At 73.3% G+C, this 14,162-nt stretch carries 11 protein-coding genes and 1 pseudogene; 10 read left to right on the top strand and 2 right to left on the bottom strand.

Annotation, left to right across the window (positions count from 1 at the left end):
* Positions 1-88 precede the first annotated feature (88 nt).
* The 7 genes and pseudogenes from SCA03_RS30725 to SCA03_RS30690 all read left to right on the top strand — a co-directional run bounded on the left by SCA03_RS30725 (position 89) and on the right by SCA03_RS30690 (position 8,679).
* Complete coding sequence (locus SCA03_RS30725) at positions 89-1,024, top strand: Ppx/GppA family phosphatase (protein WP_141275776.1); 936 nt, start codon at positions 89-91, stop codon at positions 1,022-1,024.
* 346 nt (positions 1,025-1,370) lie between these two features.
* Positions 1,371-2,204, top strand: coding sequence for a sugar phosphate isomerase/epimerase family protein (locus SCA03_RS30720; protein WP_141275775.1), 834 nt, complete (start codon positions 1,371-1,373; stop codon positions 2,202-2,204).
* A 431-nt stretch (positions 2,205-2,635) separates the two neighbouring features.
* Complete coding sequence (gene ilvD, locus SCA03_RS30710) at positions 2,636-4,486, top strand: dihydroxy-acid dehydratase (RefSeq protein WP_030892463.1); 1,851 nt, start codon at positions 2,636-2,638, stop codon at positions 4,484-4,486.
* 103 nt (positions 4,487-4,589) lie between these two features.
* Positions 4,590-5,078, top strand: a pseudogene (locus SCA03_RS30705) (hypothetical protein); the annotation flags it as partial.
* Positions 5,079-5,391: 313 nt separating this feature from the next.
* The gene (locus SCA03_RS30700) at positions 5,392-5,829 is read left to right on the top strand and encodes an ArsR/SmtB family transcription factor (protein ID WP_078874156.1); all 438 of its coding nucleotides are present in this window, start codon (positions 5,392-5,394) and stop codon (positions 5,827-5,829) included.
* Entirely contained in the window at positions 5,826-6,119 is a 294-nt protein-coding gene (locus SCA03_RS30695) for a hypothetical protein (RefSeq protein ID WP_030892453.1), read from the top strand. Before SCA03_RS30700 ends, SCA03_RS30695 begins: the two co-directional genes overlap by 4 nt.
* Positions 6,120-6,246: 127 nt before the next feature.
* Positions 6,247-8,679 (top strand): MMPL family transporter, encoded by a 2,433-nt coding sequence (locus tag SCA03_RS30690; RefSeq protein WP_141275773.1) that lies wholly within the window; start codon positions 6,247-6,249, stop codon positions 8,677-8,679.
* A gap of 220 nt (positions 8,680-8,899) precedes the next feature.
* On the opposite strand, the gene SCA03_RS30685 is transcribed toward SCA03_RS30690, so the two are convergent.
* Positions 8,900-10,480: a SulP family inorganic anion transporter gene (locus SCA03_RS30685; RefSeq protein ID WP_141275772.1), complete on the bottom strand. Its 1,581-nt coding sequence runs from the start codon at positions 10,478-10,480 to the stop codon at positions 8,900-8,902.
* Positions 10,481-10,870: 390 nt separating this feature from the next.
* Here SCA03_RS30685 and SCA03_RS30680 point away from each other — a divergent pair, with 390 nt between their 5' ends.
* The 3 genes from SCA03_RS30680 to proC all read left to right on the top strand — a co-directional run bounded on the left by SCA03_RS30680 (position 10,871) and on the right by proC (position 13,266).
* Positions 10,871-11,572: an ABC transporter ATP-binding protein gene (locus SCA03_RS30680; protein ID WP_063767506.1), complete on the top strand. Its 702-nt coding sequence runs from the start codon at positions 10,871-10,873 to the stop codon at positions 11,570-11,572.
* A complete protein-coding gene (locus tag SCA03_RS30675; RefSeq protein WP_086818147.1) occupies positions 11,569-12,306 on the top strand; it encodes an ABC transporter permease in 738 nt (245 codons plus the stop codon). The genes SCA03_RS30680 and SCA03_RS30675 overlap by 4 nt, the downstream gene beginning before the upstream one ends.
* A gap of 156 nt (positions 12,307-12,462) precedes the next feature.
* Complete coding sequence (proC, locus tag SCA03_RS30670) at positions 12,463-13,266, top strand: pyrroline-5-carboxylate reductase (protein WP_030892782.1); 804 nt, start codon at positions 12,463-12,465, stop codon at positions 13,264-13,266.
* A gap of 94 nt (positions 13,267-13,360) precedes the next feature.
* On the opposite strand, the gene SCA03_RS30665 is transcribed toward proC, so the two are convergent.
* Positions 13,361-13,966 carry a DedA family protein gene (locus tag SCA03_RS30665; protein ID WP_086818455.1) on the bottom strand — a complete coding sequence of 202 codons (606 nt, stop codon included), beginning with the start codon at positions 13,964-13,966 and terminating at the stop codon, positions 13,361-13,363.
* Positions 13,967-14,162 lie beyond the last annotated feature (196 nt).

The following is a 14,162-nucleotide window of genomic DNA, read 5'->3' as shown; positions in this document are numbered from 1 at the left end:
CGTCCGAACGCCCCCACACGCCGCACCTTGCCACGGAGCCTGCTGCTCCGCTTCGGCGGGCTCCGGCGGAGGGGGCTAGCGTGCTGTCATGAGACTCGGTGTCCTGGACGTGGGCTCGAACACCGTCCACCTGCTCGTGGTCGACGCGCACCCCGGCGCACGGCCGCTGCCCGCGTACTCCCACAAGGAGACCCTCAAACTCGCCGAACTCCTCGACGCCGACGGGGCGATCAGCGAGGAGGGCATCGTCCGGATCTCCTCGACGCTGACCCAGGCCCGCCGCATCTCGGAGGACAAGGGCGTCGAGGAACTGCTGCCGTTCGCGACCTCCGCGGTGCGCGAGGCGTCCAACGCGGAAGAAGTGCTCGACCGCGTCGCCCAGGACACCGGCATCGAACTGGAGGTGCTCTCCGGGGCCGACGAGGCGCGGCTGACGTTCCTCGCGGTGCGGCGCTGGTTCGGCTGGTCGGCGGGGCGGCTGCTGGTGCTCGACATCGGCGGTGGCTCCCTGGAGATCGCCTACGGCCTCGACGAGGAGCCGGACGCGGTGGCCTCGCTGCCCCTCGGAGCCGGCCGGCTCACCTCGGCGCGGCTGCCCGGCGACCCGCCCGAGCAGGGGGATGTGCGGGACCTGCGCCGTCATGTGCGTGCCGAGATCGCCCGTGTCGTCGGGGAGTTCAGCCGGCTCGGGCCGCCGGACCATGTCGTCGGCACGTCCAAGACGTTCAAACAGCTCGCCCGGATCGCCGGCGCGCCCGGCTCGGGTGAGGGGCAGAACGCGCAGCGTGAGCTGGACCGCGGCTCGCTGGAGGAGTGGGTGCCGAAGCTGGCGGCCATGACGGCGGAGGAGCGGGCGCAGCTGCCCGGCGTCTCGGAAGGACGGGCGCGGCAGCTCGTCGCCGGGGCGCTGGTGGCGGAGGGCGCCATGGACCTGTTCGGCGTGACCCGACTGGAGATCTGCCCCTGGGCGCTGCGGGAAGGGGTGATCCTGCGGAGGTTGGGGGGGTTGGGTGGGGTGGGGTAGGGGGTGTCGAGGGATGGGCCCACCCATCAAGGAAGCCGCGCCCACCGCCCGCCACCACCTGACCTGCGAAAACCCTACCCCGCCCCGCTTCACCCCGGCCCAGGCTGCCGCCACCGCACGCCCCGCCCCGCCTCAAACACCCGAAAAGCGTGAACCCTGCCGGGGCCACGCCAGAGAACGGCGACGCATCGGCGAGGCCCCAGGCACGTAACAGCCACAAACACCACCGACAGCCGGGCGCCCAGGCAACCGGGGCACCCGGGCACCCCGGGCACCCCGGGTGTGACAGCGCACATCGCCCCCGCTCGCGGCCGCCCGCCCCGGCCTGCGTCTTAGGCTGGCTGTCGTGTCCGAGCGAACCGTGCGCGTCCCCGTGGCGAAGGTGGCGCTGTCGACGGCGTCCGTGTATCCGGAGTCGACGGCGGCCGCTTTCGAGATCGCCGCGCGTCTCGGCTATGACGGTGTCGAGGTCATGGTGTGGACGGACCCGGTCAGTCAGGACGTGGAGGCGTTGCGCAGGCTGTCCGATTTCCACGGTGTGCCGATCCTGGCCGTGCACGCACCGTGTCTGTTGATCACGCAGCGGGTCTGGTCGACGGATCCGTGGGCGAAGCTGGTCAGGGCGCGCGCTGCGGCGGAGACGCTGGGTGCCTCGACCGTCGTCGTGCATCCGCCGTTCCGCTGGCAGCGTTCCTACGCGCGGGAGTTCGAGCGCGGTGTGTGGCGCATGGCCGAGGAGACGGATGTGCGGTTCGCGGTCGAGAACATGTACCCGTGGCGGTACCGGGACCGGGAGATGCTGGCGTACGCGCCGAACTGGGATCCGACGGAGAACGACTACCGGCACTTCACCATCGATCTGTCGCACACGGCGACGGCGCGTACCGACACTCTCGCCATGGTCGAGCGCATGGGCGACCGGCTCGGTCATGTGCATATCGCGGACGGTCTGGGTTCGGCGAAGGACGAGCATCTGGTGCCGGGCCGGGGTTCGCAGCCGTGCGCGGAGCTGCTGGAGCTGCTGGCGGCCCGCGGGTTCGACGGTCATGTCGTCGTGGAGGTCAATACGCGCCGGGCGATGTCGGCGGCGGAGCGCGAGGAGGATCTGGCCGAGGCGCTGGCGTACACCCGGCTGCATCTGGCGACCGCGCCCGGGCATCTCCGGCGGGCCGACGGGTGAGGGGTGGCCGCACCACGACCGGCGGCAGGACGCCGGGGCCGGTCGGCAGAGCGGGCCCGGCGGGGTCCGGGCCGTCCGGCGCGGGAGGCCGCGGGGAGCGGGCCGGGGGCGCGGGAGCTGAAGGCGGCGGCGGAGGTGGCGGATGCCGGGCTGCGGGGCGATCCGGCGGCCGGGCAGCTGGTGGGTGTGGCGCTGCCGCGGTCTGTGATCGGTGTCGGGCCGGTGGCGCCGATGCCGGTGGGGGAGCCGGCCGGCGCCGGTGGTGCAGCAGCATCTGACCGGCCCGGTGCCGGGGCCGTGCGGCACCGCGGGGGCCGTCCACGATACGGACCCCCTGTCCGGATCTTGAGCTGCGGGCGTAAGGTCGAGTGTTCCAGTACCGCAGCGGCCGGCCGCTCGGCGCGGTCGCACGCACCAAGGGAGAGGCAGCCATGCCCGAGCTGAGGTCCCGCACCGTCACCCACGGACGCAACATGGCGGGGGCCCGTGCCCTCATGCAGGCGTCCGGTGTAGCGCGTGAGGACTTCGGCAAGCCGGTCATCGCCGTAGCCAACAGCTTCACGGAGTTCGTGCCGGGCCACACCCACCTTCAGCCCGTGGGCCGTATCGTCTCGGACGCGATCAAGGCGGCCGGCGGGATTCCGCGCGAGTTCAACTCCATCGCGGTCGACGACGGCATCGCCATGGGCCACGGCGGGATGCTCTACTCGCTGCCGTCCCGCGACCTGATCGCGGACAGCGTCGAGTACATGGTCGAGGCGCACTGCGCGGACGCGCTGATCTGCATCTCCAACTGCGACAAGATCACGCCCGGGATGCTGATGGCCGCCATGCGGCTCAACATCCCCACGGTCTTCGTCTCCGGCGGCCCCATGGAGTCCGGTACGACGACCCTCGTCGACGGCACCGTCCGCAAGCTGGATCTGATCACCGCCATCTCCGACTCGGCGAACGAGGCGGTCTCGGACGAGGATCTGCGCCGTATCGAGGACAACGCCTGCCCGACCTGCGGCTCGTGTTCCGGCATGTTCACCGCCAACTCGATGAACTGCCTCACCGAGGCCATCGGTCTGGCGCTGCCCGGCAACGGCTCGGTGCTGGCCACCCACACCGCGCGCCGCGCCCTGTACGAGGAGGCCGGCCGCACCGTCGTCCGGATCGCGGAGCGCTACTACGACCAGGACGACGCGACGGTCCTGCCGCGCAGCGTCAGCTCGCGCGCCGCGTTCGAGAACGCGATGGCCCTGGACATCGCCATGGGCGGCTCCACCAACACGATCCTGCACCTGCTGGCGGCGGCCCAGGAGGCGGAGCTGGACTTCACGATGAAGGACATCGACGCCCTCTCGCGGCAGCTGCCCTGCCTGGCGAAGGTCGCCCCGAACGTCGCCCCGGGCGGCACGTACTACATGGAGGACGTGCACCGCGCCGGCGGCATCCCCGCCATCCTGGGCGAGCTGTACCGCGGCGGCCTGCTCAACGAGGACGTGCACGCGGTGCACTCCGACAGCCTGGCCGACTGGCTCAAGTCCTGGGACATCCGCGGGGGTTCGCCGTCCGCCGAGGCCGTCGAGCTGTTCCACGCGGCCCCCGGCTGTGTCCGCTCGGCCGAGGCGTTCTCGCAGTCGGAGCGGTGGGACAGCCTGGACACGGACGCGGCCGGCGGCTGCATCCGGGATCTGGCGCACGCCTACTCCACCGAGGGCGGTCTGGCGGTGCTGTACGGCAACCTCGCCGAGAACGGCTGTGTGGTGAAGACCGCCGGCGTGGACGAGTCGATCCTCACCTTCACCGGGCCCGCCGTCGTGTGCGAGTCCCAGGAGGAGGCCGTGCAGAAGATCCTGGACAAGACGGTCAAGGAGGGCGACGTCGTCGTCATCCGCTACGAGGGCCCCAAGGGCGGCCCGGGTATGCAGGAGATGCTCTACCCGACGTCCTTCCTCAAGGGCCGGGGCCTGGGCAAGGCGTGCGCCCTGGTGACCGACGGCCGCTTCTCCGGGGGTACTTCGGGGCTGTCCATCGGCCATGTCTCGCCCGAGGCGGCCGGCGGCGGCGCGATCGCGCTGGTCGAGGACGGTGATGAGATCGTCATCGACATCCCCGGGCGCACGATGCGGCTGAACGTTCCCGACGAGCAGCTCGCCGCCCGCCGCGAGGCGCTGGCCGGCGCCTACGCACCCAAGGCCCGCGAGCGCAAGGTCTCCACGGCGCTGCGCGCGTACGCGGCGATGGCGACCAGCGCCGACCGGGGCGCGGTCCGCGACGTCTCCCTGCTGGGCTGAGCGCTTCCGGCCGGTTCCGTTCCGGTTCGGCCCGGTTCCGTCCCGGGGGCGGGGAAGGCTCCCCGCCCCCGGGGGCCCGGAGCCGTGCGGCCATAATCGAGGGGTGCGTCAGAGCCCGAAGAACACCCCCAGCGAACCCGCGCCGGAGCCGATCCGCTTCTACGGCACCACATGGGTCGACCACTCCGGTGGCTACTTCCTGCGCCGCGCGGGCCTGGCCGCCGGTTCCCTGGTGCTCGCCGTCGCGGGCGCGTTCGTGCTGCGTTTCGCCTACGAGGGCGTGGCCGTGGCGGACATCGGCAGCTGGGCGACGATCCTGCTCGTCATCGCGTTCGCGGTGTGCAGTGCGCTGGCGTTCTCGCGCACGCTGACCTCCTTCACCCGGCGCCCGGACTCCCGGGACGTGGCCGCGGAGTCGTCGATGCGCAGCATCCGGATCATCGGTTTCATCGGGGTGCTCGTCGCCTACGCGCTGCGCAGCTGTGTCGAGGCGCCCGGCGAGAAGCTGTACCGGAGCGAGTACGAGGCGGCGCTGGAGCGGTACGAGCGGCTGCGCACCTCCCGCACCGGGAACCCGGCGGGCCGCCGCAAGGACGGCACCGGCAAGAAGCCAGGGAACAAGCCCGGAAACAAGCCCGGAAACAAGCCCGGAAACAAAACGGGGAACCCCGGGAACAAGGCGGGGAACCAGCCGGGGAGCAAGCCCGGCAAGAAGGCCGGGAAGAAGAAGCAGAGCTGAGCTTCCGACAGGGAGGCGAGCCGGTGTGCGGGAGGGTCCGTCAGGGCCCTCCCGCAGCTGTGTCAGGGGGAACCCTGAGCCGCCCCGGAGTTCTCCGCGCGAAGCTCGACAGTCCGCTCCTTCACGTGTCAGCTTTTTCTTACGCACCGGACAGAGAGGGGTCGCGGTGAGCGCGATCGAGACCCCGACGGGAGACGAGCTGCTGAAGGCCCTCGCGGCGCTCGGCAATCCGCACCGTATGCGGATCGTCGCGGCGCTCCACGAGGGGCGGAACTACGTCAGCAGGCTCGCCCGCGAGATCGGCATGAGCCGTCCGCTGCTCCACATGCATCTACAGCGGCTGGAGGCGGCCGGGCTCGTCGTCGGGTCGCTGGAACTGTCGGACAACGGCAAGGCCATGAAGTTCTACGAGGTCGCTCCGTTCGCCCTCACGCTGACGCCCCAGGTCGTCGCGCGGGCGGCGGAAACCCTCACCGATCAGGAGCCGGCCTCCTCGCCGCCGTCCTCCGCCACGCAGGAGCGGCGGCAGCGGGAGCCGGCCACCGGGGACGACGGGGCGTCCGCCCGCGCGGCGCCCCGGGACGAGAAAGAAGGAGCGACGTGAACGAGCAGCTCAGTACCGCGGCCGGGATCGAGGACTCGGCCGGCGTATGGGCGGCGGCGCTCGGTACCGGGGGCGTCTTCGTCCTGATGATCGTGATCGTCTGGCAGCTCGCGGCCACCTGGCGGGCGCGCATGCTGGCTGCACGCGAGCAGCAGTACAAGCGCCTCGCCGAGAAGTACGCCCAGCTCCTGGAGGACAACGTCGAGCTGCACCGCCGCAGCATCGAGGAGCTGACGCAGGCGCGGAAGTCCATCACGTCGATGGAGAAGATGATGCGTGAGATCGAGTGATCCACCGGCGCCGCACGGCGCCCCGCACTCGGACGGCCGGGAGCGGCAACTCCCGGCCGTCGCTGTGAGTGCGAACCATTCCGCGAGCCCATCGCGCGACCCACACCCACACCACAGGAGGCTACCCATGCCTGCCCGCAGTGCGCTGCGCCGCCTGGCCACGGCCCCCGGCGGCAGCCGCACGAAATGGCTGGTCCTCGCCGGCTGGCTGCTTCTCGCCCTCGCCCTCGGGCCGCTGGCGGGAAAGCTCGGCGAGGTCGAGGACACCGGCCCCAACGCCTTTCTGCCCCGCGGCGCCGAATCGGCCGAGGTCAACACCCTGCTGGAGAGGTTCCGCGGCAAGGACGAGATCATCCCCGCGGTCGCGGTGTACACCCGCGACGGCTCCGGCACGACCCGCCGGGACGCCGCCAAGGTACGCGCCGACCGCCGGGCCTTCGCCGACCACGTGGCCCCCGGCGAGCGGATCGGCGCCCCGGCCACGGCCGGGGACGGCCGCGCCCTGATGCTCGTCGTCCCGCTGGCCTCGGCCGACGGCTTCGGCGACGCGGTCGAGGAGCTGCGCACCGTGGCCGCGGCCAACGCCCCGCCGGGGCTGGAGACCGCGGTCGGCGGCCCCGCCGGCTCGCTCATCGACAGCATCGAGGTGTTCGACGACCTGGACAGCACGCTGATGCTGGCCACCGGCGCCGTTGTCGCCCTGCTGCTGTTGCTCACCTACCGCAGCCCGCTGCTGTGGCTGCTGCCGCTGCTGTCGGTCGGCTTCGCCGCCGTCCTCACCCAGGCGGCGACCTACGCGCTGGCCACCTGGGCGGGGCTGCCCGTCGATCCGCAGAGCGCCGGCATCCTCATGGTGCTGGTGTTCGGCGTCGGCACGGACTACGCGCTGCTGCTGATCGCCCGCTACCGCGAGGAGCTCCACCGGCACACCGACCGGCACGCCGCCATGCGCCTCGCGCTGCGCCGCTCGGGCCCCGCGATCCTGGCCTCGGCTGGCACGGTCGCCGCCGGTCTCGCCTGCCTCGCCCTGGCCGACATCAACTCCTCGCGCTCCCTCGGCCTCGTCGGCGCCGTCGGCGTGGTGTGCGCGCTGCTGGCGATGGTGACGGTGCTGCCCGCGCTGCTGGTGGTGTGCGGACGCCGGGTGTTCTGGCCGTTCGTCCCCCGCGCGGGAACCCCCGTGGGCGGGCAGCGCACGGTGTGGAACCGGATCGGTGTCCGGCTGGCACGCCGTCCGCGCTGGTCGTGGCTGATGTCGGTGGGCGCGACGGCCGTGCTGGCGCTGAGCGCCACCGGCATCACGACCGGGCTCACCCAGGAGGAGATGTACCAGGACAAGCCCGAGTCCGTGGTGGCGCAGGAGCGGATCTCCGAGCACTTCCCCTCGGGCGCCTCCGATCCGGCGCCGGTCGTCATCGAGGCGGACGCCGCTGACGCCGCTGACGCCGCTGACGCCGCTGATACCGCTGAAGCCGGGGCCGCCGGGGCCACCGTGGAGACAGCCCGGCGCGTGGCCGCGGACGTGCCCGGCGTCGAGTCGGTCGGCCCGGCGGCGCGCTCCACGGACGGCTCGCTCGTCTCGCTGCCCGTCGTCCTGGCGGACGCCCCCGACAGCCCGGCCGCCGCACACACGGTCGAGAAGCTGCGCACGGCGCTCGACCCGCTCGACGGCGATCCCCTGGTGGGCGGCACGACGGCGGAGACGCTGGACAGCGCGAAGGCCGCCGACCGGGATCTGCGCACGGTCATCCCGGTCGTGCTGGCCGTCGTCCTGCTGGTGCTGATCGGGCTGCTGCGCTCGCTGATCGCGCCGCTGATGCTGCTGGCGACGGTCGTGCTGTCCTACTTCGGAGCGCTGGGCGCCGCCGACCTCGTCTTCGAGCACCTGCTCGGATACGCCGGCGTGGACCGCGCCCTGCCGCTGATGGGCTTCGTCTTCCTGGTCGCCCTCGGCATCGACTACAACATCTTCCTGATGACCCGCGTCCGCGAGGAGACCCTCACGGGCGGCCACACCCGGGGCGTGCTCACCGGGCTCGCCTCCACCGGCGGGGTCATCACCTCGGCGGGCATCGTCCTCGCCGCGACCTTCGCCGTCTTCGCCTCGATGCCGCTGGTGACCATGGCCCAACTGGGCGTCCTCGTCGGCATCGGCGTCCTCCTGGACACCTTCCTGGTGCGCACCGTCCTGGTGCCCGCGCTCGCGCTCGACCTCGGCGCCCGCGTCTGGTGGCCCAGCCGGCTCGCCCGCACACCCCGGAACACCCCCCACCCGGCCGACCCCGCACACACCCCCACCGCCCCGGAACATGCCGCGCAGCCCGGACAGCACCCCGGACAGCAGACCGCACAGCAGCCCGGACAGCACCACGGCCCGCGGTCCGCCCCGGACCCCGGCCCCGACGAGGCCGCCGCGCCCGGCCCGGAGCCCGGTCCTGCTCGTGGCACCGCGCCCGGCCCTGCTCGCGGCCCTGCACACGACACCGGACGACGCCCCGGCCACGACGCCGACGGCTTCCCCCGCCCCGACGGAACGCCCCCGGCCCGCACCCGCGGCTGACCCGGGCACTCCGACTTGCGCAGACCGGCACCGACCGGCACCGACCGACGCAGACGGGCCGCCGAGCAACCGCCTCGGCGGCCCGTCGCACTCCTCCCTCCCGGACAGCCGCCCGGGAGGACACTCCGGAGAAGGCCCGGGAGGGAGGGACGCACCGCCCCTTCCCGCACCCCCCTCCCGCACCCCCCTCCCGCACCCCTCCCGCACCCCTCCCGGACCGCTACCGCACGGCCGCCTCCGGCTCGGCCCGCGCGGTCGCGGCCCGCCGCTCCGCCCACTCCTCCAGCGCCGTCCGGCACGCCAGATCCATGTGCCGCAGCCCGGACAGATCCAGCTCGACGGGCCGTTCCGGCGGCAGCTGGGCGAGCTGGTCCAGCAGCCGCGGCAGCCGCAGGAACGTGGCGTACCCCAGCACCCGCACCCGCAGCGGACCGTCGTCCCGCTCCCGCCCGGCCACCTCCAGATGGACCTGCGAGGTGTCCCACGCGCTCTTGACCACCGCCAGCACCAGCCCGATCAGCACCCCTTCGAACAGATTCGTCAGCACCACCGCCACGCCCGTCACCAGCAGCACGAGCGCCTCGCCCCACTGCGCCCGGTCCCGGCACATCCGGCCGAACTCCCGCACCGGCAGCAGCCGCCAGCCCGCGTGCACCAGCACCCCGGCCAGCGCCGCCACCGGGACGAGCCCCAGCACCTGCGGCAGCAGCACCACGAACGCCAGCAGCCACACCCCGTGCAGGACGCGCGACAGCTTCGTCCTGGCCCCGGCGCGCAGATTGGCCGAGCTGCGCACGATCACCGCCGTCATCGGCAGTGCACCCAGCAACCCGCACACCGTGTTGCCCGCGCCCTGCGCCATCAGCTCCCGGTCGTAGCGGGTGGGCGGGCCGTCGTGCATCCGGTCCACGGCCGCCGCGCTGAACAGCGACTCGGCGGAGGCGATCAGGGCGAACGCGAGCACCGTGCCGAGCGCCCCCAGTTCCGTGAGCCGCGCCAGTTCGTCGCTGCCCGGCGGCTGGACGGCGCCGCCGAGCCCCTGCACCTCGATCCGCGCCACCGGCAGGTCGAACACCGCGACGACGACGGTCGCCAGCAGCACCGCGGCCAACGGCCCCGGCACCAGCCGCGCCGCGGCCCGCAACCGCGGCCACACCGCCACCACCAGCAGCGTCCCGACGCCCACCGCGGCGGCCGTCCGCACCGCCGGGTCCCCGAACACGTCGCCGGCCAGCGTCGGCAGCCCGCCGATATTGGCGAGCCCGGCTCCCGGTGCCTCGGCGTCGGCGAGCGCGTACAGCTGCCCGGCGACGAGCACCAGCCCGATGCCGGCGAGCATCCCCTGCACCACCGCCACCGAGACGGCCCGGAACCACCGGCCCAGCCGCAGCGCCCCCATGGCCAGTTGCAACAGCCCCGCCGCCAGGACGAGCGCGCCCAGCACCGGCAGTCCATAGGTCCGTACGGCCTCGTACACCAGCACGGTCAGCCCGGCCGCCGGGCCGCTGACCTGCAAGCTGCTCCCCGGCATCGGCCCCACCACCAGGCCGCCGACGATCCCCGTCACCAGCCCCAGCTCCGGCGGCACCCCCGAGGCGACGGCGATCCCGACGCACAGCGGCACGGCCACGAGGAAGACGACGAGCGAAGCGGGCAGATCCGAGCGGAGGACGCCCGGTTTCCAGACGGAACGGAGCCCGCGGAAGCTCGCGGAAGTGCGGGACTTCCGTCGCTCGGAGCCGGGGGAGCCGGGACGCGAGGTCCCTCGTTCGGGCGGAGTGGAGGCGGACGAGGAGCGCATGGATCTCCTTCCGTTGACACCGAACCCCATTTTGTTCAGGGCGAGTTGCTCGCTCGTACGGCGCACCGGTGCCCGGGACGTAGCCCTCGGAGCACGCCTTTCACCCCCGGCCTCCCGCGTACGCCCTCCCCGCGCACGCCCCCGCCGCGAGGTCCCTTGCCCGCCCCCACGCCGCCGCCAATGATTCCCCGCGTGACGAACAATTCCCGCGCGCCCGACCCCGGGCCGGACCCCGACTCCACGCCCGGCACCGACCGCGACGCCGCAGCGGACCGCACCCCGCCCACCCCCGCCGCCCCGCCCGCCGATCCCACGCGCGGTACCGCCTCCGACGCCGCCCCCGCCGTCCACGCCCGCGCGCTCACCGTCGTCCGCGGCCGCCGCACCGTCCTGGACGCCCTCTCCTTCGACGTGGCGCCCGGCACCGTCACCGGCCTCCTCGGCCCCTCCGGCAGCGGCAAGTCCACGCTGATCCGCGCCGTCGTCGGCACCCAGGCCAAGGTCACCGGCACCCTCGACGTCCTGGGCCACCCCGCCGGCGCGCCCCCGCTGCGCTCCCGCGTCGGCTACGTCACCCAGGACCCGTCCGTCTACACCGACCTCACCGCCCGCCAGAACCTGGACTACTACGCCGCCGTCCTCGGCATCCCGCGCCGCGACCGCCCGGCAGCCGTGGACCGCGCCCTGACCGACGTCGACCTCACCGACCACGCCGACGACCTCGCCGGAAACCTCTCCGGCGGCCAGCGCTCCCGCGTCTCCCTGGCCGTCGCCCTGCTCGGCACACCCGAACTCCTCGTGCTCGACGAGCCCACCGTCGGCCTGGACCCGGTGCTGCGCCGCGACCTGTGGCACCTCTTCCACCGCCTCGCCGCCCGCGGCACCACCCTCCTGATCTCCTCGCACGTCATGGACGAGGCCGACCGCTGCGAACAGCTCCTCCTCGTCCGCGAGGGCACCCTGCTGGCCGCCGGCAGCCCGGACGCACTGCGCGCCCGCACCGGCACCCGCACGGTCGAGGACGCCTTCCTCGCCCTGGTCGAGACCGCCCGGCCCGCTTCCGCACCGCACACCGGGGAGGCCCCGGCATGAGCGCCGCCCGCACCCTCGCCACCGCCCGCCGCGTCCTGCGCCAACTGCGCCACGACCCCCGCACGATCGGGCTGCTGCTGTTCATCCCGGTCCTGCTGCTGGTGCTGCTGTACTACGTCTTCGACGCGGACCGCCGCTCCTTCGACAGCATCGGGGCCTCGCTGCTCGGCATCTTCCCGATGGTGACGATGTTCCTGGTCACCTCCATCGCGACCCTGCGCGAACGCACCTCCGGCACGCTGGAGCGCCTGCTGTCCATGCCGCTCGCCAAGGCCGACCTGATCGGCGGCTACGCCCTCGCCTTCGGCGTCCTCGCCGTCGCCCAGGCTGCGCTGGCCACGGCCGTGGCTGTCTGGTTCCTCGACCTGGACATCGCCGGATCGCCCTGGCTGCTGCTGGTGATCGCCCTCCTCGACGCCCTGCTGGGCACCGCACTGGGCCTGTTCGTCTCCGCCTTCGCGGCCTCGGAGTTCCAGGTCGTCCAGTTCATGCCGGCGGTGATCTTCCCGCAGATCCTGCTGTGCGGCCTGTTCGCACCCCGGGGCAGCATGCAGCCCGTACTGGAGGGCCTCTCGAACGTCCTGCCCATGTCGTACGCCGTCGACGGCATGACGGAGGTCCTGCACCACACCGGCGCCACCGGCGACTTCTTCCGCGACCTCGCCGTCGTCGCGGGCAGCGCCCTCCTCGTCCTCACCCTCGGCGCCGCCACCCTCCGCCGCCGTACGGCGTGAACTCCCCCCAGCCGTACGGCGGATCCCCTACGGCAGCAGACCTACGGAAGGTGCCCTACGGCCGCGCTCCCGGCGGCCCCGGAGGCCTCCGCACCGGTGCGAGGATGGCTCCAGCGGTCCCACTCCACGAGCCATGAGCACGAGGTGAAACCCCGTATGACCGACCAGACAGTCGCCGTCCTCGGTACCGGAAAGATCGGTGAGGCCCTGCTCTCGGGCATGCTCCGGGGCGGCTGGTCACCGTCCCGCCTCCTGGTCACCACCCGCCGCCCGGAGCGCGCCGCCGAACTCCGCGAGCGCTACGGCGTCGAACCCGTCGACAACGCCGAGGCGGCCAAGTCGGCCGACACCCTCATCCTCACGCCCAAGCCGCAGGACATGGCGTCCCTGGTGGACGAGCTGGCCCCGCACGTCCCGGCGCAGCGCCTCGTGATCAGCGGCGCCGCCGGCATCACCACCCGCTCCCTGGAGTCCCGCCTCCCGGAAGGCACCCCGGTCGTCCGCGTCATGCCCAACACCCCGGCGCTCGTCGACCAGGCGATGTCCGTCATCTCCCCCGGGAGCCACGCGACGGAGGCCCACCTCGCCCTCACCGAGGAGATCTTCAACGGCGTCGGCAAGACCCTGCGCCTGCCCGAGACCCAGCAGGACGCCGCGACGGCCCTCTCCGGCTCGGGCCCCGCGTACTTCTACTTCCTCGTGGAGGCCATGACCGACGCCGGCATCCAGCTCGGCCTCCCGCGCGACAAGGCCCACGAGCTGATCGTCCAGGCCGCCGTCGGCGCCGCCACCATGCTCCGCGACAGCGGCGAGCACCCCGTCACCCTCCGCGAGAACGTCACCTCGCCCGGCGGCACCACCATCAACGCCATCCGCGAGCTGGAGAACCACCGCGTCCGCGCCGCCTTCATCGACGCCATCGAGGCAGCACGCGACCGCAGCCGCGAACTCGGCAGCTGACCGACCGACGCGACCCCGCCGACCGCCCCGCCGCCCGACCGGTCGCGCCGGCCGGCGGGCGCCCGGCCCCGCCCGCTCCGCTCACCGGCCCCGCTCACCGCCGCCGACGCACCCACAGGGCCCGCACCCCCTCGTGCACCAGCGTGATCGTGAAGGCCAGCGCGAGCCCCAGCCCGACCCCGTACAGCGGCTCCTCCTCGAACGCGGCGCCGCCCGCATATCCGAGGCACGCCGAGTACACCGCCCAGCTCGCCGCCGCCACGGCGTCGTACCGCGTGAACAACCGCCGCGGATACCCGGTGGCCCCGGTGGTCAGCGTGGCGGCCGTCCGCCCGCCCGGGATGTACCGCGCCACCACCAGGACGAGCCCGCCCCGCTCCGCCAGCATCCGCCCCACCCGGTCGTGGACCCGACGGGCCCGGCTCCCCTCCCGCAGCCGCGCGAAGACCCGTTCCCCGGACTTTCGCCCGATCGCATAGGAGATGTGGTCCCCGACGAAGGCCCCGCCGGCGGCCACCAGGATCACCGCCACCAGCGGCGGCTCCCCGTCCGAGGCCGCGAAGACCCCCAGCGTGATCACCAGCGTCTCGCTCGGCACGACGGGGAAGAAGCCGTCGAGCATGGCGATGGCGAAGAGCGCCACATGGACCCAGGGCGTACTGACGAACCCCTCGACTGCGTGCACGATCGCGTCGTTCATGCGGCGAACCTAGGCATCACCCCGCCCCCGCCACCGTGCACGAACGGCATGCCGGGCCACCCACTTTCGACAGGTACCGCCATGGGCCCCCGACGGACGCCCGTACGCCGGAGCCGTCCCGAGGTTGACACCAGGAAGGGCGGTCCGTAAGGTTCCCCGGGTTGCCACAGAGCCGTAACGGTTCTGCGGCGGCTCC

Origin of the sequence: Streptomyces cacaoi (assembly GCF_006539165.1) — a bacterium.
Lineage (GTDB): Bacteria > Actinomycetota > Actinomycetes > Streptomycetales > Streptomycetaceae > Streptomyces > Streptomyces cacaoi.
Note: the sequence above shows the minus strand (reverse complement) of the source record. Positions and strands in the feature narration are given on the sequence as shown.

Bases quoted from the DNA above. Each gene is read 5' to 3' on its own strand.
- SCA03_RS30725 (WP_141275776.1), top strand. From the start codon at position 89: ATGAGACTCGGTGTCCTGGACGTGGGCTCGAACACCGTCCACCTGCTC.
- ilvD (WP_030892463.1), top strand. From the start codon at position 2,636: ATGCCCGAGCTGAGGTCCCGCACCGTCACCCACGGACGCAACATGGCG.
- SCA03_RS30690 (WP_141275773.1), top strand. From the start codon at position 6,247: ATGCCTGCCCGCAGTGCGCTGCGCCGCCTGGCCACGGCCCCCGGCGGC.
- SCA03_RS30685 (WP_141275772.1), bottom strand. From the start codon at position 10,480: ATGCGCTCCTCGTCCGCCTCCACTCCGCCCGAACGAGGGACCTCGCGT.
- SCA03_RS30675 (WP_086818147.1), top strand. From the start codon at position 11,569: ATGAGCGCCGCCCGCACCCTCGCCACCGCCCGCCGCGTCCTGCGCCAA.
- proC (WP_030892782.1), top strand. From the start codon at position 12,463: ATGACCGACCAGACAGTCGCCGTCCTCGGTACCGGAAAGATCGGTGAG.
- SCA03_RS30665 (WP_086818455.1), bottom strand. From the start codon at position 13,966: ATGAACGACGCGATCGTGCACGCAGTCGAGGGGTTCGTCAGTACGCCC.